This window comes from Psychrobacter fozii, from assembly GCF_003217155.1.
Lineage (GTDB): Bacteria > Pseudomonadota > Gammaproteobacteria > Pseudomonadales > Moraxellaceae > Psychrobacter > Psychrobacter fozii.
Genome location: NZ_QJSU01000009.1, coordinates 42,815 through 65,508 on the forward strand (window position 1 = coordinate 42,815; position 22,694 = coordinate 65,508).

Genomic DNA, 22,694 nt, shown 5'->3' on the forward strand with positions numbered 1-22,694 from the left:
GTTTCGGACACTTACTTTTAGCGACCGCGTCTTTTGTAAGCTAAGACAGGGATAGATAGCAGGATCAGCTACAATAACTAATCCCGCTTATCACCAACCTTATAAATTCGGATTCAACCACTTCTCAGCCGTTTTCATATCCCAGCCTTTACGCTCAGCATAACTCTCTAACTGATCACGGCTGATTTTACCGACGTTGAAGTACTCACTATCCGGATGAGAGTAATAGAATCCGCTCACTGATGACGCAGGCCACATCGCATAGCTTTCGGTCAAAGTCGTGCCAATCGCATCTACCGTACCGAGCCAATCAAACAATTTGCCTTTTTCCGTATGCTCAGGACAGGCAGGGTAGCCAGGCGCAGGGCGGATACCGACGTATTTTTCTTTAATCATCTCATCATTGGTGAGTGACTCAGTCGGTTGATAGCCCCAGTACTCTTTACGAATTAGCTCATGCAGATGCTCGGCAAAAGCTTCTGCTAAACGGTCAGACAGTGCCTGTACCATGATGGCATTATAGTCATCACCTGCTGCTTTATATTGCTCAGCCAGTGTCTCTGTACCGACGATAGAGACGGTAAAGCCGCCCAAGTGATCGGTATGGGTATCCGATGGCGAGATAAAGTCAGCCAAGCTAAAGTTTGGCTTGCCACTGGCTTTGTCGCTTTGCTGACGTAAGTGCTCAAACTGATAGGTCGGTTTGCCGCCATCAATAGGCGCATTGTCATACACAGTCACGGTATCCGCACCAGTACGGCGGGCAGGCATAAGCTTAAACACCCCTTTGGCCACGAGTGATTTCTCATCGATCATCTTTTGCATCAGCTCATTGGCATTATCAAATAAGTCACGTGCCGCTTCGCCGACCACATCGTCTTGCAGTATTTTCGGATACTTACCGACCAGTCCCCAAGAGATAAAGAACGGCGTCCAATCGATATATGGCAGTAGATTGGTGATAGGGTAATCATCCAATATCACTTGGCCTAACTGATTAGGCACTGGTGGCACATAGTTTTCCCAATCGTACTGAAAGCCAATCTTGACAGAGTTCGCATAAGAGATCTTGGCCGCTTTTGGCTGACGCTTGGCCAGACGCTCACGTACTTTGACGTACTCTTCACGTGTCTCATCAATCAGCGCTTGACGATGCTCTTTTGATAGCAGCTTGGTGACCACACCGACTGAGCGTGAGGCATCAGTGACGTAGATGACGCCATCATTTTGATATTGCGGCTCAACCTTGACGGCGGTATGCGCTTTAGAGGTGGTGGCACCACCGATCATGAGTGGTAGCGTCATGCCGCGCTCTTGCATTTGCTTGGCGACATAGACCATTTCATCGAGACTTGGGGTAATCAAGCCAGATAGACCGATGATATCGACTTTTTCTGCAATAGCAGTATCGAGGATTTTTTCACAAGGTACCATCACGCCCAAATCGACAATGTCATAACCATTACAGCCCAGCACCACGCCTACGATGTTTTTACCGATATCATGCACATCGCCTTTGACGGTCGCCATCAGGATTTTACCTTTGGTTTCGCCTTCGACTTTTTCGGCTTCAATATATGGGTTCAACCAAGCGACAGACTGCTTCATCACGCGCGCTGATTTAACGACTTGCGGTAGGAACATTTTACCAGCACCGAATAAATCACCGACGATATTCATACCGTCCATGAGTGGGCCTTCGATGACTTCTAGCGGTTTGGGATATTTCTCCCACGCTTCTTTGGTATCGGCTTCGATAAAGGTGGTAATACCTTTGACCAGCGCATGGGCAATACGCGCTTCGACGGTGCCTTCGCGCCAGCTCATGTCGACCGTGCTTTCTTTTTTCTTGCCACCGTCTTGATAGTTTTCGGCAGCTGTCATTAGGCGTTCAGTCGCGTCTTGACCTGTTTCGCCTTGATTGCGGTTGAGCATGACATCTTCGATAGCGTCACGCGCTTCCTTTGGAATATCATCGTATAACTCAAGCATGGCTGGGTTGACGATACCCATGGTTAGGCCATTTGTGATCGCATGAAACAGGAAGACGGAGTTAATGGCTTCACGAATCGGATTACCACGGAAACTAAACGACACGTTAGACACACCGCCCGATACCATGGCATTGGGTAAGTTATCCGTAATCCACTTAGTGGCGTTAATAAAGTCTGCACCATAGTTATTATGCTCAGTGATACCAGTGGCAACGGCAAAGATGTTCGGGTCAAAGATAATATCTTCAGAAGGGAAACCAACTTCATTGACCAACACATCATAGCTGCGCTGACAGATTTGGATTTTACGCTCGTAAGTATCAGCTTGACCATCCTCATCAAATGCCATGACGATAACGGCAGCACCATAGCGCATACACAGTTTGGCACGCTCGACGAATTCAGCATGACCTTCTTTTAGCGAGATAGAGTTGACGACAGATTTGCCTTGCGTGCGTTTAAGACCTTCTTCGATGATGTCCCATTTAGAGGAGTCAATCATGAGCGGTACGCGGCTGATATCTGGCTCGCCTGACACCAAGTTGATGAAATGAATCATCGCCTGCTTGGAGTCGAGCATGCCCTCATCCATGTTGATATCGACGATTTGTGCGCCACCTTCTACCTGATCGCGGGCGACATCGAGTGCTTCGGTATAAGCTTCCGTTTTGATCAAGCGTAAGAACTTTTTAGAGCCTGTCACGTTGGTACGTTCACCCACGTTGACGAACAAACTGTCTGTTGTGATGGTAAATGGCTCAAGTCCAGACAAGCGGCAGGCAGGGGCGATTTCAGGAATCACGCGCGGTGCATAGTTTTTCACCATGTTAGCGATTTGGCGAATGTGTTCTGGTGTCGTACCACAACAGCCGCCCACGATGTTTAAGATGCCTGCTTTTGCAAAGCCTTCTAGCAGCGCAGTGGTTTCATCCGCCGTTTCATCATATTCACCAAACTCATTGGGCAGACCCGCATTTGGATGCGCTGACACATAAGTATTGGCGATATTAGATAGCGTTTGAATGTGTGGACGCAGCGCATCGGCACCAAGCGCACAGTTGAAGCCAACCGATAATGGTTTGGCATGACGAATTGAGTTATAAAATGCCTCAGCCGTTTGCCCTGATAAGGTACGACCTGACGCATCAGTAATCGTACCCGAAATCATAATCGGTAATTCAAAACCGATATCTTCAAACACGCCGGTAATGGCAAATATCGCCGCTTTCGCATTGAGCGTATCAAAGATTGTCTCGATTAGGATAAGGTCGACACCGCCTTCGATCAGGCATAAGGTCGCTTCACGGTAGTTTAATACCAATTCATCAAAGGTAATGTTACGAAAGGCTGGATCATTGACATCCGGTGATAGCGAGCACGTGCGTGAGGTAGGGCCTACTACACCAGCGACGAAACGTGGCTTGTCAGGTGTCTTGGCAGTGAACGCATCTGCTGCACTGCGGGCAAGTTGAGCTGCCGTCTTATTTAGCTCAGGTACCAAATACTGCATATCGTAGTCGGCCATGGATAGACGCGTACCGTTGAAGCTATTGGTCTCGATGATATCCGCGCCAGCAGTCAAATGATCGTTATGAATGTCTATAATCATTTGTGGTTGCGAGAGTACGAGCAAGTCATTATTGCCGCGCACATCTTGGTCTATATCCGCAAAACGCTCACCACGATAATCTGCTTCTTCTAATTTATAGGTTTGAATCTGCGTACCCATCGCCCCGTCTAACATCAAAATTCTTGAGGCCATTTGCTCAGTGATACGGGCACGTGCTGTTAGTTGTTGCTCTTTGTGTGGAAACACGGCAGGTGGCGTCAGTATAAAGTCATCAGCAGATTGTGATGAGTGCGAGGTGGCATCAGTGTTTGAAGTCATTGTTTGGGTCATAGGAGCGCTGCTTATATCGTCAATATTATAAAAGGAGGGGATAACAAATAGGGTGTAAATATATATAAAAGGCGTCGAAAAAGTCGCATTATTTTAGCATGAAAATTACACAGCACGAGGGATAGTACTTATTCCTCTTTGGCAATATCATCCACATATAGTTGATTCAGTTTAAAAGAGATACGAGGCAACCGAGTGTAGAGGTATAGGTGATACTCCAAGAGAGGTTAACGCTGTAAATATTTTATAGAGGATGGACTGTTTTGTCTGTTTGTTCGATACGAATATTAGAGTCTATTGCATAAAACAGGTAGGCACAAATGAATATCTATTCGCTTATCGATTACATAAAGCTTTGCTTTTGTAAATTAAAGTTAGACATTACTCTCAAAAGTCAGACATTACTCTTAAAAGTCAGACAGAGTTTACAGCGCCGCTACAAAAACAGCGTAAAGGTATCTTGATAAACTTTTTTGAGATGTTAGTTTGATTTCAGAAGAACTGGTATTTCGTAAGCAATACTTACTAACGAGTGTTCATCGCTTTTATCAGATATGAATATTTATATCGATGTAATGATCGCCTATGGAATACAAGTTAGTTAATGAGATAAGACTACCATCGTCTAAAAACATTCAATTACTACTATTTAATCGTCAAGGATAGAATTATGAAACTTACTAAAATTGCTGCAATCGGTACATTAGCCCTTTCAGTTGCGGGCTTAAGCGCATGTAACAACATGACGCCAAGTGATAGCACAGATGCAGCAACGCAAACGCCTACTAGCAGCCAAGCAATGTCAGACATGAACGTGGTACAAGTCGCACAGAGCAATGCTGACTTCTCATTGCTAGTTGAAGCCGTACAAGCGGCTGGTATTGCAGAGCCACTATCTAATCCTAACGCCAACTTTACGATATTTGCACCAACCAATGAAGCGTTTGCTCAAGTATTGCAAGAAACAGGCATGACCAAAGCGCAACTGTTTGCCAACAAGCCATTGCTAACCAAAATCTTGGGCTACCATGTAATTAATGGTGCAGCGCCAGTATATGCAGCAGATGTGAAGCCAGGCAACATTGCCATGCTTAGCAAAGACACGCTAATGGTGACAGCGAAAGGTCAGCTGCAAGACGAAAACGGCCGTACAGCTAACATCCTAAAAACGGATATTGCTGCTACCAATGGTGTTGTACACGTAATCGACAAAGTACTATTACCTAAATAAAGTACGACTATAAAATAGCTTTAGTCAAGATGTGATAACCGTATACCTATATATGCTGAAGCTGGTATGAATACCAGCTTTTATCTGTCATAAGATGGCTGTTTTATTACAAGCGTCCATTTTATTAAAAGCATTCGTTTTATTAAAGGCATCCGTATCTCTAATATCACGGTGACCGATATACAAGTTAATAATGGTGTCGTACACGTGATTGATACAGTGTTGCTACCTAAGTAAGCATTAATTCAAAATTAATCAGTTAGAATCGTAGTTATTGGTATAGCAGATTTGATGTGATCGACTCCAACCAATTGGTATCGCTTGCAATAAATAAGTTGTTAACTGTTATATTCATTAACTGAGAGAACTTATTTGTTCATCAAATAACTTAATTGAACATTCATTGATAAGGAAATACCTATGTTGAAGAAGAACCTATTATCTATCGCTGTTGTTACCGCTGCCATGTCACTCGCTGCTTGTGCTGACAAAGAAGCCACTACTGATCCAGTTGAACCAGAAGCGACTACTGAAGAAGTTGTAGCAGAGCCAATGGCTGAAACTGATGCAATGGGTGAAACCGATCCTATGGCTGAAACTGATGGCATGGAAGATACGATGGCTACACAAACCATCGCTGAAATCGCAGCTGGTAACGAAAACTTAACGATTCTAACTGCGGCATTACAAGCAGCTGGCCTTGATACTATGCTAATGGAAGAAACCAAGCATACAGTATTTGCACCAACTGATGATGCGTTTGCTCCTGTATTAGAGAAGCTAGGCGTAACTAAAGAAGAGCTACTGGCCAACACTGATTTGCTCAAAAAAGTACTTCCATACCATGTGCTAGCGTCAGAAGTATTGGCTGCTGATATCCCTTATGGTACTGATATCAAAACAGCAAACGGTGCAACTATTTCTATCAGCGAAGACAATGTAATCACTGATGCTACTGGTAACACTGCTAATATCACTGGTACAGATATCATGGCAACGAATGGTGTAGTACACACTATCGATGCAGTATTAATGCCTGAGTAAGTTTTTAATCTATTTGTTTATACTTTATCAATGATATCGAAAAGGCCTAGCTTTTAGCTGGGCTTTTTTGTGCCTAAAGGTTATCTGTAGAATATTGATAATAGCAATGCTATAAGTCTATCGCGTGAAACTAACAGCTGAGTCAATGCAACCGTGAGTCTAGATAGACTGATGACAAGGGCATAGATATTGAATTTTTCAGCGAGACCAACGTTAGTACTTTTTGATATCACTATTTTGACAATAGTCTTTACGCATTAAGACTTGCGGCTAGAGTAGTGGAGTGGATGTCTCATGAGTGCGTAGAGATAGAGGCAAATACAGAGGCACACCACATCTGTATAAGTACATAAGAGAATAGGTACGCGTCTTATGATTAACTCTGTTGTATCTATATTTTAGCAGTGCTTGTTTTATATTTATTCATTGAGACTACACAAATAAAAAAGCCCAAGACACTTGTCTTGGGCTTTTTTTAGAGGCTTAAAGAACCACTACTTTAAAGAGTTTCAGTAAAGGTATTACTTAGCTTCTTTGTTGAGTGGATTTGCAGCCAATCTTTGTTGCTCTTCTGCATGACGCTCTTCCCAATAAGTCGCATTCTTGATACCAAATTTCTTAGGATCAAACACGAATCGTTTGGCAGTAGTGCCGCCACCAGCTTTGAGCTGTGCTTCGTAATCTCGTAAGATATCGATAGCAGGGCGTGCGACAAAGAAGATCACGATGATACCAACGATGTTCAACCAAGCCATCAGGCCAACACCAACGTCGCCAAGTCCCCAGATATATCCAGAGCTGTTTAGTGCGCCATAAGCAACCATAAACATGATGATAAGCTTAACAACGAACTGACCCGCTTTACTAGCGCCTTTGCCCATAGAGCGGGTAAGGTACGAGATGTTGACTTCAGCGATGTAGTAGTACGCCAAGATAGTCGTAAAGGCAAAGAAGAATACAGCGATGGCAATGAAAGTATTACCAAAAGTACCGTAGACTGATTCCATCGCCATTTGGGTGAATGAAGGAGAGTTAATCTCGATATTTGCCGCTACGTTTTGGACTAAGAACTGACCTTCAGGTAGTGTACCTTGGATATTGTACATGCCTGTAGACAAAATCATGAAGGCAGTCGCAGAACAAACAAGTAAGGTATCAACATAAACTGAGAATGCTTGTACCAAACCCTGCTGTGCAGGATGATCAACCGCAGCAGCTGCGGCAGCGTGAGGACCTGTACCTTGGCCAGCTTCGTTTGAGTAAATACCGCGCTTCACACCCCAACCGATAGCAGCACCAAAGCCTGCTTGAGCAGTAAATGCATCACCAATGATTGAACCAAATATGTGAGGGATCATGCTGAAGTTAGAGAACATGATAAGTAGGGCTAAGATAATATAACCTACTGCCATAAATGGTACAGCGTATTCAGTAAAGGTCGCAATACGTTTGATACCACCAAAAATGATAAATCCTAATACCACTAAGATAATACCAAGGGCGATAATACGAGTTGTGCCAGTTTCGATACCCATGAAGTTCATGACTGAACCTTCACCGGCGACCTGAGCCACAGCATTGATAACACCGTTCGCCTGTACACCAGGTAAGAAGATACCACAAGAAACGATAGAAGCAATGGCGAATAAAATACCATACCACTTTTGCCCAAGCGCACGCTCGAAGTAGTAAGCAGGGCCACCGCGGTATTCACCCGTGACAACATCGCGCTCTTTATAAATCTGACCCAAGGTAGATTCAACATAAGCGGTTGAAGCGCCTAAGAAGGCCACAACCCACATCCAGAATACGGCACCTGGACCACCAAAACCAATGGCAGCAGCAACACCAGCGATGTTACCCATACCTACACGACCGGCTAGAGAAACAGCTAATGCCTGAAATGATGAGATACCGTCATTATCAGGTTTGCCCTTAAACAGCAATCTAATCATTTCACCGAATAGGCGGACTTGTACAAAACGCGTTAAGATGGAATAAAACAGACCCGCACCTAAGCACAGATAGATCAGCGCAGGGCTCCAGATAATTCCGTTTACTAAGTTAACTAAACCTTCCATATTTATATTCCTAGTACTGTCTCAAAGTGGCTCTGTATGCTAGGAGTAAGCTAACTGGTTAACTTACTTATTTAAGTTAAGCAGTTAAATTAGCTACATCGACTCATGCATATTACTTGAGTCTCATACGTGCTTGGCCACTAAGAATGGACTGTAGTTTTCTGTGTTTATCCGCGTATATTAATAGCAATATTGACCGTTTATATAGTGCTTGCTATTGACAATATTAGTATCAACGGATAAAACAGGCAGTTATATAATTAAATACTTATCGTAGTGACAGTATTCAATTTGCTATGAGCCGTTCCGATTGACTACACTATTGGCATGGCTGATTAAGTTTAGCGAGTAACTATCTATAACCACTTACTATAACTACTTAGCTAGTAGTTAACTGATATTTAAATAGAAATCAGAAATTCGCTAATACTAATCATACTATAAGTCCACTACCAAATGTATTCAAACCGTACGGCTACGTAACTGCAATTTGCCATATTTTTGTACCAATTACTAGAATTTTCTTTTTATATAACTATATATATGTATATTTGATGAGTTGAATACAGTCATAAATAAGCATAAAACATCATATGTTTCGTCATTCTGTAAATCTCAAATTTCGGTACACCGATATACTGATGAATTGTAAATAAATAGCCTCTGTGACGGGCTATAAAACCCACAGGAAAGCAAAGGGTAAGCTCGTAGAAATGTTAGATTTTTGGTGGTGTTTGAGGGATGCTTGCTAGGTGCTATCGTTCGATAATCAGTAAGAGAAGCAAACGAGCGAAAACATATGGCGGTTGTGTTTTGGTAATCATGAATTGTAAAAGTACCGTGATGGCATCATCATTGTTAGCATACTTTGCAAATGACGATATGACACTTTATAGATAGAGGTGTATAAGTAGGGGTATGATAACGACTACGCTAGCAATGCCCTTATCAGTCTTTGTAAGGTTATATAAGCAATATAGAGCTGTGTAAGCATTAAAAATCAGTATCCAAAAATTATGAATAAGTACTCAAAAATTATTAAAAAAACGTGTTACTAAGTATTTTGTTATTTACCATTATTAGGAGAAACAACGATGAAGCGTCAATCAATTGTAAAACCCATTATGTTGGCAGCCGTATTAGCGACTTCTACCGTTGGTCTAAGTGGCTGTGGCTATAACAACCTGCAGGCGCAAGATGAGCAAGTGACAGCATCGTGGTCAGAAGTGGTCAACCAATACCAGCGCCGTGCTGATTTGGTGCCAAACCTAGTCAAAGTGGTACAGCAGTATGCTGAGCAAGAGCAAGAAGTATTCACTCAGGTGGCAGAAGCTCGCTCGCGTGCTGGTGGTATCACGGTAACGGCAGAAGTGCTCAATGATCCAGAAGCGATGGAGCGTTATGCTGCTGCGCAAGAACAAATGACTGGTGCGCTATCACGTCTAATGGCCGTGTCTGAGCGATATCCTGAGCTCAAATCAGATGCGCTGTTCCAAGATTTGCAAGCTCAGCTAGAAGGCACTGAAAACCGTATTACGGTCGCGCGTAACCGTTATATTCAAGAAGTACAATCGTATAATACGACGGTGCGCCAGTTCCCAACCAATATCACTGCCAAAGTATTTGGTATGGATACCAAGTCAAACTTTAGCGTGGCGAATGAAGAAGCTATCTCAACGGCACCGACTGTTGATTTTGGTGATGACGATGCAGCGAGTGCTCAATAAAGCACATTGAATAAAGCTATCGATAGAGCCGTATTAGCGTCTCTATTCGTTTAGAGTAGTCAGCCAGATTTATTTTAAAGGTATTGATAAGTATGAATACCTATCAATTTATAGTTAGTTAAAGGTAGTTTGGATATAGAACAGGCGAGTAACAGTACTACAGATGATAGACTGAGCGCGCCTGACGCCATATCCAATTTATATAGAATTGACTATAGTACAGATGTCATTTGAGGTGGTATAGATTAGATGAATCATTCAAAAGCAATCTTATCAGTATTACTGCTCACACTCAGCGTCAGTAGTGCGCCTAACGATACAGTTGCCGCGACCAATAGTACGTCGAGCTTGCAAGATCGTAGTGTCGAAGATTTGGTGGCACTTGCCAAGGCAGGTGAGTCCAATGAAGCCATCAACGATGCCGTGTTGGGTAATGACGCTATCAATGATGCCGTCCTTGGCAACGAGGCGATTAATCCTAATGTGGCTAATGATGAAGCGGCATCAAGCTCGCAGCCAACCGCTCAAGCACCAATACAGTCAAGTGCAGAGAGTGTCGATGCTGATAAGCTGATACTGAACTCGCCCGTGGTTGACCAAGCCAATATCTTAAACCCGCAAGAAAAACAGCGGTTAGAAGCACAGCTTAGAAGTATTTATCAGCAAGGTTTTGCCCAAGCCGCAGTGGTGATCGTGCCTACCACGAATGGTGTGCCAATATTTGATTATGCATTAGAAGTGGCTGAAAAATGGCAGCTAGGTAATGAAGATATCGATGATGGCTTACTGATGGTGGTCGCTGTTAATGACCGTGACATGTATATTTTGACGGGTTACGGACTAGAAGGTGTATTACCAGACGCTGCGGTCAGCCGGATTATTCGTGAAGATATCACGCCGTTGTTTAAGCAAAATAACTATGGTGCTGGGATACTGGCAGGTGTTGGGGCGTTAAAGGCGCGCCTGACTGCCGATCCTGAGGTCTTGGCTCGTGCTGATGCGCAAGCAGCCGAACGTAGTACACAGCAGGGATCTGACGAAGTGCCGTCGCCTATTTTCTTATTTATCATGGCGATGATATTCGGTAGTTTTATTACTAATATCTTTGGTCGTGTGTTTGGCTCTATCTTAACGACGGGCGGTTTCTTTGCTGGCTCACTCGCATTGGGTGGTGGCTTTTTCATGACTGTGATTATGGCAATATTTTTATGGCTATTTTTGATTTCACGTGGTGGCGGTGGCGGTAAAGGTGGCTCTGGTGGTGGTCGTAAACGCGGTGGCATGATATTCCTGCCTGGCATGGGCGGTGGTAGTAGCGGCGGCTTTGGCGGTGGTGGTTTCGGTGGCGGCGGCTTTGGCGGCGGCGGTGGTGGATTTGGCGGCGGCGGTGCTGGCGGATCATGGTAGACGCTGGCTAGAACTCTTGATAAGAACAGATACTAACACCCCATTAGCAATGACGTACTTGAGGAAATAATATAATGGCAGAAAACAACACTTCAAATCCCAGTTTTGCCCGCTGGTGGCGTCAAGTTTTGTTTGTCCCTCTCTTGCATAGTAAGTGGCTAACAGAAGAGGCCAAAGCTCGTCTTACAGAAAAGGTAACACAAGCAGAGCGTGGGCATCGCGGTGAGGTATTTTTGATTGTCGAAAACCATCTGCCTATTCAAGACGCTTATCATGTTGGCTGCCGCGCACGTGCGATTGATTTGTTTAGTGAGTATCGCGTCTGGGATACTGAAGAAAATACAGGTGTTTTAATCTATGTCAATGTTTGCGAGCATCAGCTAGAGATCGTTGCGGATCGTGGTATTAGTGCTCACGTCAGTCCAACTGTCTGGCGCGCGATGTGCGACAAAGCAGTGTCAGGTATTGCCAATCAAAAAACAGAAGAAAGTCTGGCTGAATTATTGGATGAAGTGGGGCAGGTAATGCGCCAGTATTATCATCTTGAGCATGATCCAGCGGGTAACGAGTTGTCTGATACGGTGGTGTTTTTAAAGTGATGTTCATCATCGTATCTGATAGCCGTTGTTTTAGATTTTATCGCTTCTCTATGGTTTCAGCCTCAATTGAAATATAATAGCGTTTCTAGAAAGAGAGAGATTGAGATATAACTTAACCATATATACAAATATCGCATTTATAAAAACCTTTCTCGATAACACCCTAATATGAAAAGTCACTACTGGAACACTATGATTGATTTAATACAGAAACTACCGAAAGCTGAACTGCACTTACATATCGAAGGCTCATTAGAGCCTGAGCTGATGTTTAGATTGGCAAAAAAAAACCAGATAGAGATTCCGTATAAAGACATAGAAGACGTGCGTAACGCCTATAACTTCACTAATCTGCAAACATTTTTGGATATCTATTATGCAGGTGCAAACGTCCTTATCACCAAAGATGATTTCTATGATTTAACGTGGGAATACATTCTTAAGTGTGTTGAAGACAATGTCATTCACACAGAGATATTCTTTGATCCACAAACCCATACCGAAAGAGGCGTGCCTTTTGAAGCGGTAATTACGGGCATCAAAGAAGCACTCGCGGATGCCAAGGAAAAATACGGCATCACTTCTTGCATTATCATGTGTTTTTTAAGACATTTATCACAAGAAGAAGCTTTTAAAACGCTAGAAGAAGCAATGGCTTTCAAAGATGACATTATCGGTGTTGGTCTTGATTCTTCAGAATTGGGCAACCCTCCTTCAAAGTTCAAAGATGTCTTTAAAACGGCAGAAGAAGCGGGCTTTAAATTGGTCGCACACGCTGGTGAAGAGGCTGATTTTTCTTATATCTACGAAGCATTGGATTTATTGAACATTAATAGAATAGATCATGGCGTGCAGTCTATAAAAAGCCCAGAGCTCATGCAAAGGCTTAAAGATGAGCAAATGCCACTGACCGTTTGCCCGAACTCTAATATCGAACTCAAGGTTTTTGGGAATTATAAAGAACACAATATAAAAGAGCTGCTAGATTATGGTCTAAATATCAGTGTCAATTCTGATGATCCAGCGTATTTCAAAGGCTATATCAATCAGAATTTTATAAATATCTGTGAAAACCTGCCGTTAACAGAAGACGATATCGTTACTTTAGTAAAGAATTCATTTAGATCGTCGTTTATAGATGATGAATTAAAAGCCACATATCTAGCGAAAGTAGATCTAGCACTACAGTAAATCCAATATGATTAGGTTTTAATATCCAAGGCTTAACGGTTTATATAAATCGTTAAGCCTTTTTTATTATGATATTGGAGCGCCGTCAACGAAACAATCAAGAGAGATAATACTGAGTTGCACCTTATATCGGACATCAGTATCTGTCATATCATTACGGCTATAGTGAAGTAATCTCTTGTATTAATAGTGGCAGAATGATTCCCGCTTTTTCTGCTAAGGTTATATCAACGAGTGTATTCGGTGTCGGGTCTGGGTTTATCTCGATAACTTTAGCGCCATTTTGTTTGGCTAGCTGCGACAGTCCAGCAGCGGGGTAGACAAGACTTGATGTGCCAATACTAATAAATACCTCGCAGTTAGTCGCAGCATTTTCAGCTGCTTGCCATTCATCTACAGGTAACGCTTCACCAAACCACACAATGTCTGGTCTGATATATCCATCGCAATGCTCACAGGTCATCAGCGTTTCATCAAAACTAAGCGCATTTTCGCCGCTATATGAGTTCCTTGCTTGGTTTGGGTAGGGCCTCTCGCATTGGCTACAACGATTGCACCACAGATTGCCATGTAAATGGGTAACGGTACTACTAGCTTGCTCGTGCAAGTCATCGACGTTTTGGGTGATGAGTGTCACCTGCTGATTGGAGGACTGGGCATGATACTGCCATTGTGCCAAGGCATCGTGTGCAGGATTTGGCTTTTTGTCAGCGACCACTTGCCGACGCCATTGATACCATGACCATACCAGCTTTGGATCGCGGATGAACGCATCTGGCGTGGCCAAATCTTCTACGCCATAGTTTTCCCATAGACCTGTTTGTTTGTCTCGAAACGTTGGGATACCGCTTTCTGCAGAAATGCCAGCCCCTGTCAAAACGCAAATACGCTGTTTCGATTTCAATAACTTGGTGGCAAGTTCTACTTCTGCTATTAACGCTGGTGATAATTCTGCTAACATGAGCCAACCCTTGCTAATGATGGATGTCTTTTCTTATGATAGATGGAATTTGGTGGCTTGTCATACTGTTTGCCGTTATCGCAGTCTTATGGATGTTGGCAAAGGCGCGTGGTGCTAAAGCGGGCGAAAAACATAGCCACAAACACAGCCACAAAATGAGTGCAAAGGCGAATAAACCTGTTAATGATAGCCTACAAAAAACCTCAGTATTATTGAAGCAGTATTTTCCTGATTATCGAGTAAACCGTAAGGCGAATCATTTATTGCTTAGCAAGCAAGACAAAAAAATTGCGATGATTACCATTGATAAAAAAATAGATGTTGGTCAACGTCGTTTGGGAGATGTTCCTGTGATTAACTATCACCGTGTACCCAGCCGCGCTCAGCTGACTGCTAACTTGCAAGACGCAGAGTGATTTTACTATAGGTGAGAGATCGAGAAGCATATAGGCACAGAAAAGCCGCAAACATATTGATGTGTGTTTTTGATAAGTATGGGCAGTTTGGGGTAATACTAAAGAAGGGTGGAGCAAGGCTGGAACATAATGATTGGTGCGCTCGGCGGGAGTCAATCATATCGTGGTAAGCCTTTTCGGATAAGCTCTATCGTTTCTCGATAAATAATTTTAACAACAGATTTAACAACTTTTAACTACCGCTATTTCTATTTTATCCAAACTGCCAATGGCGGATGGAATTAAATCATAAATGGATTTTAACATGCATTCAAGTGACATTGTGTCTTGTGATTACTGTTCATCTTGATGATGAGCGTGTGATATTAGAAGGTGGTTATAATTTCAGTTGGTTTAAGCATCCGAAAATATTGAGTAATTGCTGGCAAGTAATTTGTTTTACTTAAAATTCAACTTTGGGCAAGTTTTTCGTTGTATGATTCTCTAGTATGCACAAAAACCTTAAATATCAATTCTAAACAGTTGCCGGAAATTTACCAATCGTTTACAGTTGGGTAAATATTATCCTGGTGAATGGTCATGAAGCACTTAGCGATTGTTGGTTTAGTTCTGGCTCTTATTGGATGCGGCGGTGGCTATGATGATATTGATGCCATGAGAGACGCCACTACAGGCTCTACTAGCGTCGTCAATGGCAACAATGGCTCTAACAGTGACAATACCGCCAAATGCTATGAACCTAATGTACTGAATACCACTGGGACACGTGTTATCGACGGTGATACGGTGGAGGTTACTCAAGTATCAGGACAAAGCGAGCGTGTACGCCTACTAGGTATTGATGCACCAGAGTCGGCACAAGAGTACGGAATAGAAAGCACTACAGCCTTATCGCAGTGTGTGAGCAAGGCAATTGTTACTATCGAGTGGACTGAAAGAGACAGGTATGATCGCCTGCTTGGTAAGGTCATTGCTAACAATGTGGACTGTAACCTCAATCAGTTGCAAGAAGGTGCAGCTTGGCACTATAAGGAATATCAAAGCAGTCAGACACCTTACGACCGCATTGCATATGCCAACGCCGAGATTGTGGCGCGATCAAACGGTAGAGGCTTGTGGGCAAATAGATATCCTATAAAACCATCAGACTATCGAAGCGGCAAAAATAGCTCTGACCTTAACTTTAACAATGAACGCTTGACATCAAAAGGTGCTAGCAAATGCTACAGTAAACCTAGTGCAGGTAATTCTGATGGTTCTGGTACCATTATTCCATTGCCACCTACTGGTGCCATCTGTAGCAACTTCATTAAGAAAACCTGTAGTCAGATAACAACTTGTGTAGAGGCTCAACAGCAGCTTGCCTGCGGCAATATACAGATAGATGGTGATAAGGACGGTGTACCATGCGAATCGATATGCCCAGGTGGTTAGTTAGCATTGCTGTTTTATCGATAGCTGCATGCACTCCTGCCCAAGATGAAAAGGATAAGTTTGTTTCTGGAGATGTTGCGGTGCATGAAGTGTTTTGGTCCGCTGATCATGATGTGCCTTACCTGTTCACGACATCAGGTAAAATTTCCCATATCTATTATCCAAATTTTGGCACTGAAGTGTATTTCGAACCTGCAGACTATATTGACGAGTCATCTATTGGTAGTCCGCTTAATAAGGCTGCTGCAGAGTCTCTAAAGCAAGCTGGCATGACCCCAAACGTGCCTTACAGTATTAAGAGGGGTGCTGAATTGAGTGAGGCTAGAGAAATTGGATTGAAGGTGCGTATGCTATAGAGCACTGGATTAGAATTAGGTGTGATGTAGGTAAAAAGATTAGGTAGATCTTGCTTGCATTTGTGATCTCATCAGGTAGTTCACAATTTTGTAAAAACCAAGTTATTAATATTTAACTTAGAAATTATTGAGATAAAAAATGCCAAAGAGTAAGAGTAAGAAGAAAGTACGAAATAAGCCAAAACTTCTTTTTCAATCCCCTGAAACAAGGTACAGTGTCTTAAAAGACCAAATTGAGCAGCAGAATGAAGGTCTTGAGCAACAAAAGAAAGATTTAGAGCACTTTAGAAAAAATCTTGATGCTTTATCCAAAAGTCACGCCAATCATCTATCGCTATTGAGTAACTTCGCAAGGCATGACTTAAAGAATTACACTCACTCAATAGACGGTATAGTTAGCACCTGCAATGCAGATGAGATAACTAATGAACAATTAGAATCTATTAGGTTGAATATTCAGTTTATACGTAATACCTTGGATGACTTTGCTAAGTTGGCTGTTCACGACGAGGGTAGCAAGTGTGAGTTTGAAGACTTAGTAGTCGCTATCAGAACCATTAATAGAACAAATTTTGCTGAAACAGGTATCACGTTTGAAGTTAATAATAATGTAGATGTTACGTTCAATATACCTTTTACAATAATGTTTCAACTGTTAAACAATTTGATAGTAAATTCTATTAAAGCATTCGAAGTACAGGGCAATTCAGAGAACATTATTGAGTTAAAAGCGTATGTTGATTCTAAAAAACTTATTATAGAAGTTAGTGATAACGGAAGAAAAATTGAAGAGACTGATAAGAATTTCTTGTTTGATTACGGTTTTTCTAAAACTGGGGGTACTGGTATAGGCCTTTACCATGCTACACACTTATGCGATACCCTTCATGGTAATATAATATATCGTGATAGGCCTAGCTCAAAGCTTAACAAGTGTTTTATTATAACCCTGCCTATAGCGGAGGAATAAAAATAGTGAAAAAAACAATATTGATTATAGACGATGAGAAAGTCCAAGTTGAGAACCTTAGCAGGTACTTATCTACCCACCTTACATCCGACTATCATATTCTTACTGCATATGAAGAAGAAGATATTCTTGATAAAGTAAATAATGCATATTATTCACTAGCAATACTCGATTTGAGGATGGATAATTATGAAATTGACGGTATCTCAATAGCTGAAAAAATATGTGATACTAATCCTTTTGCTAAAATTCTAATTACTTCTGCATTTACAGGTGAATTCTACGCATCATTTAAAGACATGATACTCTCAGGAAAAATAATTGATACGATAGACAAAGGGCCGTTTGAAGTATTTGGCGAGGAAGTAAGGAGTGCAGTAGAAAGTTACCATACGCTATATTTTGATTCTGCTGACAGTATCAAAAATGCATTGCTTGAAAGTTATGCAGAGTGTAAAAACACTGAAGATACATATCAAAAAGGTGTAAAGTTTGAACAATTTGTAGCATTCTTATTCAACAATATGGGTTTCGATAAGATTAGTAGACGCAACATCGATAAATCTAGAAACGAAGTTGATCTAATCATTCGAAATGATTTAGAAGATAATTTTTTTGATAAGTTCGGCAAATACTTTCTTGTTGAGTGTAAGAATATGCCCTTGACCAATGTTGATAAAAATATGTTTATCATATTCAAAAATAAGCTTGAAAATACAGCTAGCTTATCTGAACTTGGTATTATCGCTACTACAGGGAACTTTACAAAAACTGCATATATTGAAGCCGTAAGAGAGTCGAGTAAAAATAAAAAGACTATATTTCTCACTAATTTACACTTCGAAAGACTTATTAAGTCAATCGATAGATTAGAAACTTTCAAATCCTTTATAGATGAACAAGTAAAAGATAACTAGTGCTTTCAAATGATAATCTATGCTTACTAACCGCCTGTGAAGGCGGTTTTTGACTGCCTATAAATAAATCTACAATAGCCTAACTACACACTTTCTTAGATTGACTAATCTTGCCATTCTTGCAAACAAATTTACCATCTTTGCAATGCGAGACACCGCCCATACTTTTAGAGCAAGGATAGTTCTGAGCATTCGCCTCTACTACTGGCGCAATCATAAACACAGAAATAAGAAGTGCTGACCAAGTTTTCATAAGTTACTACCTTAATAGTAAGATGACGTAAGTTCAGAATATAGCACTGCGCATCACTACCAGCAATGATTATATTACTTATGTTCATACTCATGAAACTTGATTAGCTTGTGACTACACGAACCGCTATGAGTAAGGCTTTTTTGCCTCACTAACTTGCCAGCTATTGCTAAATTTTGAGCAGCGCATTTTTCCCATGATTTCTAACTTATTTAATTTAATGTTGTATAGGAATGTTACCTAAAGTTCATATCAGCTTTGGAGTTAAAGGGAAAACGCTTGAGCAATCGATTATGATATATACTATAATAGTAATGCTATTTAAACCTCAGAAGGAGGTATGTTATGACTTATTCAATGAAGCCTGTGTATCAAAAGCTCTCAAAAATAGGGCTAAAAAAAGGTATGGTCAAAACTTACCTACCAGATTGGTGGGAGGACTCTATTGCGACTACTGAAGTAGGTTTTCAAGAATCACTATGGTTGATTGCCAATACCTTTCATATTGACTTCAAAACATTAAATCTTAGTATTTCAGGAGATTCAAATCCTCAATACCGGTTGCCAAATCATAAATTCAAACATAGTGTAAATCTTGATCAAGATAAATTAAAGCCAGCTGTTGCTGTCGCTATGTTGGCAGCAAAAATTACTTTAAATACTTTTGAAAAACCCTTGGTTGATCTATCATCTTTATCTGCTGAAAGTATTCGTGAAAAATTATTATCTGATGGAAACCAGTGGATAGACTTTAAAGTATTAGTACAATACTGTTGGAATATTGGTATTCCAGTCATTTTTATTAAAAAAATTCCTAGTCCAAAAATGGACGGATTAGCTTTATTGCAAAACGATCGCCCTGTCATAGTACTAACTAAAAATGATGACTACGGTGTTTTAGTCTTTCATTTGGCTCATGAACTTGGACATATCATTCTTGGACATGTTAAAGAAAATGGAATGATGATAGATAAAAAAATCGTTAAAGACGAAGAAGATGATCTTGAAATTCAAGCAAATGCGTTTGCCTTGGAGCTTCTGACGGGTAAAGCGAATAAAAAATATACTGCTGGAAAGATTTCACCGAAGGTATTAGCAGAATCAATACTTAAAAAAGCTAAAGAAGATAGTATTGATCCTTTACATATTATTTTAAATTATGGGTATAGTAATAATAGTTTCGCATTTGCAAAACAAGTGCTTCAAATATTAGTTAAGAAACTAGAAATAACACAAACAGATCAAGATTTTGCTCAACAGTTTTTTATTGATAACATTGATCTTGATAGCATCAATGATGATGAAGTTATACGAAGAATCATTGGTGTGGAATGATAGTACTTTCGGATAATGACATAATTTTGAAATTAGCTGGATGTAATCTATTACACCAGTTCTTTGAAATACTAGAAGCAGAATCTAAGGATATTTTGATTGCTAATAATGCTAGCTACGCATTGCCTAAACAAGCTAAAAAGAAGCTTAAAAACGAAGATGCCGTGAACACTGTCACTCAGTTTGTCCAAAATGTAGGAAGAATAACGTCAGTTAACTCTGATTTGCTAGGCGAAATCCAAGGTTTTAAAAATATGGATGGGGGTGAAAGTTTATTAATGGTAGCTGCTCATGAAAATCCAGATTTACTTTTTGCTACAGGTGACAAGCGTTGTTTACAATCTCTGATTGAGCATCAGTCTTGCGAACCAATTGATAAAATTTTCAAAAGTTTGCAAGGTCGCGTCTATTGCTTAGAAACAGCGTTTATGCTGTTAATTGAAAATCTAGGTTTTGAAGATGTCAATCAAATGGTAATAAATCGTTGTGTTGATGACGGCGTATTAAGACTTGCATTCGGTCATGAACGTAATATCGATAATGCGACTGATTGCTTAAAGTCATATTGTAGAGAATTATCCTCTCTTCTAGCTCCAGTAACCCTTTTACAAATGTCTGTAGCTTGATTGCTATTAAGTTTGTTAAAAGTAAAATTAAATTTAAAGGATTTATCCTATTGTAGGAAATTAAGCTATTTAGGTCTTATGTAAACTCAGATATAAAGCAGAGTTAGTTTTCAAGCTAAAATAAGGCTCTCTATGAGAGTTTTTAATACTTCTAACTATTGTTATGCATAATAACATTGCCCTGTTACTTGTCAGCTTAAGCACTCATGCGACCAACATGAGTGCTTTTTATTTCGTATTTTTAGCCAAGTCATCTCTCCATACACAGTTTGATGTCTATAGCGATCTTACCTTTCCGGTTAATATACGGTAGCTTGGCCACACACAAGAGATATCCACCAGATTCTGACGTAAACGGTCTGATGCTCTATCGCCCATTTGGTGATAAAACTCGTCTGCTGTCATGTTGGTGGTGATGATAGTTGGTAAACGTAGCTGATAACGTCTATCGATGATAGCCGATAAACGTTCGCGGTCCTTGTCAGCCGCTTTGTCGCTAAAACTTGTGTCAGCCTCGCCCACTTCATCAATTATTAGGACAGTAGAGCGACTCAGACGCTCGATATAAGCCGTATCATTGTCACTGCTACCTTTATCCCAAGTCGCTTTTATCTCCTGCTGAATCTGACCTGAGCGCTTAAATGCAACTGTCATTTGAGCATAGTAACACTGACGCACAATCTCATTAGCAATCAGACATGCCAGCTTCGTTTTACCGGTACCAGTGTTACCTGTTAGTAAGATGTTGGCGTGTCCTTTACGATAGCTCGCTGCATACTCCTTTGAAAAATTCACGATGTTAGCAATGCGTGCACGTATTTGATCATCACCACCAACTGACCATTGACTAAAATCAGCATTGATATGCTCGCTGGGTATCTCTAAGCTGGCTAGTAGATCAGCTTGCATATTTTGCACCTTGTTCTGATAAGCGTCACGCTCCCACTTACATTTTTGGCACTCAATATTATGAGCGTTATCAACTATTTTTGTGACTAACCAGCTTTGCTTGCCATGTATTTGGCAGTCTGTTTCTACTGATACCGTATTGAGTGATGGCATGCTTCTGATAAGGCCGTCTAGCGAGTTATTGCGACCTGCCGTGTGCGTTTTATCAAGCAACTCGGGCTTAGGGTTTCTGAGTGAGGAATTTTCGTATGCTGTATTCATGATTACTTAGCCTCCATGAAGATGCTAGGTATATCACTAGCAACATCACCTGCAAACCATTGGCGTTTCTCTTCTTCTGTCATCTGCGTGGGTACGTTCCATTTCGCGTTGACTGCAAGAGGATCAGGTGTGGTACGTGTTGTGCTCGTTGGTGACTGTAGTTGCTTTGGAGTCAATTCATCAAGCCAAGCTTGCGCGTTTAACCATGTGCCAGGATGTTTTCTAAACTGCGGTTCTGATAAAAGAATTTCTGGTGTCTGCGCTTTGACAGCACTCATAATTTTTTTGAAAAGCTCAACTGGGTCGCTAGGTTTTTTGTGGTCAAGTTTGCCTGTGAAGACGTTATTCCAATTCTTCTTTGCTTGCCCTAATCTCTTCTTGTTTGGGTAAGCTGCATAGAATTCTTCAAACTTTCCATCACGCCATTTTTGAGTATGAATATTGATTGATGGTTGTTGGTTAGTATGTCGAACGCCATGTGTTTCGCATGCGTTCATATTACGTTCGAACAGAGCCTTTTCACCACTTTCTTTTATATTGTCTTTATAGTTTTCTTTAGTTGTCTTTATAAGTGTAGCACTTTCCGCCCCCACCTTAAGGCGCTTATCGCCACTACCCATATGGCGCTTATCGCCATTAGTTACGCTTTCCGACACTACTTGCACTTTCTGCCATAGGTGGGACTCTCGATTAATTGAGTAATGATTAACGCAGCCTGTCTTTTTTATTACCAGCACTAAACCCGATTCAACAGCTAGTTCAACGTATTTATAAGCTGTTTTATCTCTATTTGTGCCCAAAACACGCATAAAAGTTTCATTGGGAATTGCCGCTGACTTCTTGCCACCCATACCTTCTGTGTACCTAATTACTGTCAAAACTATTACTAAGACACCAGGTTTTACTTCTAACCCTGCTAAATAGTCAATGATGCCATTAGGACATTTATACCAATTGGATTGAAATAAATCTTGATCTTCGTTTTTATATTTGCCGATGCCCATCATTCAGTCCTCCATTATTTATGACTTGTCTGCAGTGCAGAAATATTCGTATTTATGTCATTACTAAATCGCTGATAG

The 22,694-nt window shown here is 41.1% G+C and carries 20 protein-coding genes; 14 read left to right on the top strand and 6 right to left on the bottom strand.

Annotation, left to right across the window (positions count from 1 at the left end; translation table 11 throughout):
* Nucleotides 1-99 precede the first annotated feature (99 nt).
* Entirely contained in the window at nt 100-3,894 is a 3,795-nt protein-coding gene (metH, locus tag DFP82_RS11565) for a methionine synthase (protein WP_110923894.1), read from the bottom strand.
* 670 nt (nt 3,895-4,564) lie between these two features.
* Here metH and DFP82_RS11570 point away from each other — a divergent pair.
* From DFP82_RS11570 to DFP82_RS11580, 3 genes are all read left to right on the top strand, one after another.
* Nucleotides 4,565-5,125, top strand: coding sequence for a fasciclin domain-containing protein (locus DFP82_RS11570; RefSeq protein WP_110923895.1), 561 nt, complete (start codon nt 4,565-4,567; stop codon nt 5,123-5,125).
* Nucleotides 5,126-5,275: 150 nt separating this feature from the next.
* A complete protein-coding gene (locus DFP82_RS14840; RefSeq protein ID WP_342767478.1) occupies nt 5,276-5,362 on the top strand; it encodes a fasciclin domain-containing protein in 87 nt (28 codons plus the stop codon).
* A gap of 183 nt (nt 5,363-5,545) precedes the next feature.
* Nucleotides 5,546-6,169 carry a fasciclin domain-containing protein gene (locus DFP82_RS11580; protein ID WP_110923896.1) on the top strand — a complete coding sequence of 208 codons (624 nt, stop codon included), beginning with the start codon at nt 5,546-5,548 and terminating at the stop codon, nt 6,167-6,169.
* Between the two features lie 521 nt (nt 6,170-6,690).
* On the opposite strand, the gene DFP82_RS11585 is transcribed toward DFP82_RS11580, so the two are convergent.
* The gene (locus DFP82_RS11585) at nt 6,691-8,250 is read right to left on the bottom strand and encodes an alanine/glycine:cation symporter family protein (protein ID WP_110923897.1); all 1,560 of its coding nucleotides are present in this window, start codon (nt 8,248-8,250) and stop codon (nt 6,691-6,693) included.
* A gap of 1,094 nt (nt 8,251-9,344) precedes the next feature.
* Between DFP82_RS11585 and DFP82_RS11590 the strand changes: the two genes are divergently transcribed.
* The 4 genes from DFP82_RS11590 (at nt 9,345) to DFP82_RS11605 (ending at nt 13,174) form a co-directional block, all read left to right on the top strand.
* Nucleotides 9,345-9,977 carry a LemA family protein gene (locus DFP82_RS11590; protein WP_110923898.1) on the top strand — a complete coding sequence of 211 codons (633 nt, stop codon included), beginning with the start codon at nt 9,345-9,347 and terminating at the stop codon, nt 9,975-9,977.
* 249 nt (nt 9,978-10,226) lie between these two features.
* Nucleotides 10,227-11,384, top strand: coding sequence for a TPM domain-containing protein (locus tag DFP82_RS11595; RefSeq protein ID WP_110923899.1), 1,158 nt, complete (start codon nt 10,227-10,229; stop codon nt 11,382-11,384).
* Nucleotides 11,385-11,458: 74 nt separating this feature from the next.
* Complete coding sequence (locus DFP82_RS11600; protein ID WP_110923900.1) at nt 11,459-11,983, top strand: TPM domain-containing protein; 525 nt, start codon at nt 11,459-11,461, stop codon at nt 11,981-11,983.
* A 192-nt stretch (nt 11,984-12,175) separates the two neighbouring features.
* Nucleotides 12,176-13,174, top strand: coding sequence for an adenosine deaminase (locus DFP82_RS11605; protein WP_110923901.1), 999 nt, complete (start codon nt 12,176-12,178; stop codon nt 13,172-13,174).
* A 160-nt stretch (nt 13,175-13,334) separates the two neighbouring features.
* Here the strand turns inward: DFP82_RS11605 and DFP82_RS11610 are convergent, their stop codons facing one another.
* Nucleotides 13,335-14,135, bottom strand: a complete 801-nt coding sequence (locus DFP82_RS11610; RefSeq protein ID WP_110923902.1) for an SIR2 family NAD-dependent protein deacylase — start codon at nt 14,133-14,135, stop codon at nt 13,335-13,337.
* A gap of 35 nt (nt 14,136-14,170) precedes the next feature.
* Here DFP82_RS11610 and DFP82_RS11615 point away from each other — a divergent pair, with 35 nt between their 5' ends.
* The 5 genes from DFP82_RS11615 to DFP82_RS11635 all read left to right on the top strand — a co-directional run bounded on the left by DFP82_RS11615 (nt 14,171) and on the right by DFP82_RS11635 (nt 18,228).
* Complete coding sequence (locus tag DFP82_RS11615) at nt 14,171-14,551, top strand: hypothetical protein (protein ID WP_110923903.1); 381 nt, start codon at nt 14,171-14,173, stop codon at nt 14,549-14,551.
* Between the two features lie 579 nt (nt 14,552-15,130).
* Nucleotides 15,131-15,985 carry a thermonuclease family protein gene (locus tag DFP82_RS11620; RefSeq protein ID WP_181416311.1) on the top strand — a complete coding sequence of 285 codons (855 nt, stop codon included), beginning with the start codon at nt 15,131-15,133 and terminating at the stop codon, nt 15,983-15,985.
* A complete protein-coding gene (locus tag DFP82_RS11625; RefSeq protein WP_110923991.1) occupies nt 15,970-16,341 on the top strand; it encodes a hypothetical protein in 372 nt (123 codons plus the stop codon). The genes DFP82_RS11620 and DFP82_RS11625 overlap by 16 nt, the downstream gene beginning before the upstream one ends.
* Nucleotides 16,342-16,480: 139 nt before the next feature.
* Complete coding sequence (locus tag DFP82_RS11630) at nt 16,481-17,311, top strand: sensor histidine kinase (protein WP_110923905.1); 831 nt, start codon at nt 16,481-16,483, stop codon at nt 17,309-17,311.
* Nucleotides 17,312-17,316: 5 nt separating this feature from the next.
* Nucleotides 17,317-18,228, top strand: coding sequence for a response regulator (locus DFP82_RS11635; RefSeq protein ID WP_181416312.1), 912 nt, complete (start codon nt 17,317-17,319; stop codon nt 18,226-18,228).
* A 79-nt stretch (nt 18,229-18,307) separates the two neighbouring features.
* Here the strand turns inward: DFP82_RS11635 and DFP82_RS14735 are convergent, their stop codons facing one another.
* Entirely contained in the window at nt 18,308-18,481 is a 174-nt protein-coding gene (locus DFP82_RS14735; protein ID WP_181416313.1) for a YdcA family protein, read from the bottom strand.
* 345 nt (nt 18,482-18,826) lie between these two features.
* Here DFP82_RS14735 and DFP82_RS11640 point away from each other — a divergent pair, with 345 nt between their 5' ends.
* Nucleotides 18,827-19,816, top strand: coding sequence for an ImmA/IrrE family metallo-endopeptidase (locus DFP82_RS11640; RefSeq protein ID WP_110923907.1), 990 nt, complete (start codon nt 18,827-18,829; stop codon nt 19,814-19,816).
* Between the two features lie 26 nt (nt 19,817-19,842).
* On the top strand, nt 19,843-20,442 hold the full coding sequence (locus DFP82_RS11645) for a hypothetical protein (RefSeq protein ID WP_181416314.1): 600 nt from the start codon (nt 19,843-19,845) through the stop codon (nt 20,440-20,442).
* Nucleotides 20,443-20,718: 276 nt separating this feature from the next.
* Here DFP82_RS11645 and DFP82_RS11650 read toward each other — a convergent pair whose 3' ends face one another.
* Entirely contained in the window at nt 20,719-21,612 is an 894-nt protein-coding gene (locus tag DFP82_RS11650; RefSeq protein WP_110923909.1) for an ATP-binding protein, read from the bottom strand.
* A 2-nt stretch (nt 21,613-21,614) separates the two neighbouring features.
* A complete protein-coding gene (locus tag DFP82_RS11655; protein WP_110923910.1) occupies nt 21,615-22,619 on the bottom strand; it encodes a hypothetical protein in 1,005 nt (334 codons plus the stop codon).
* Nucleotides 22,620-22,694 lie beyond the last annotated feature (75 nt).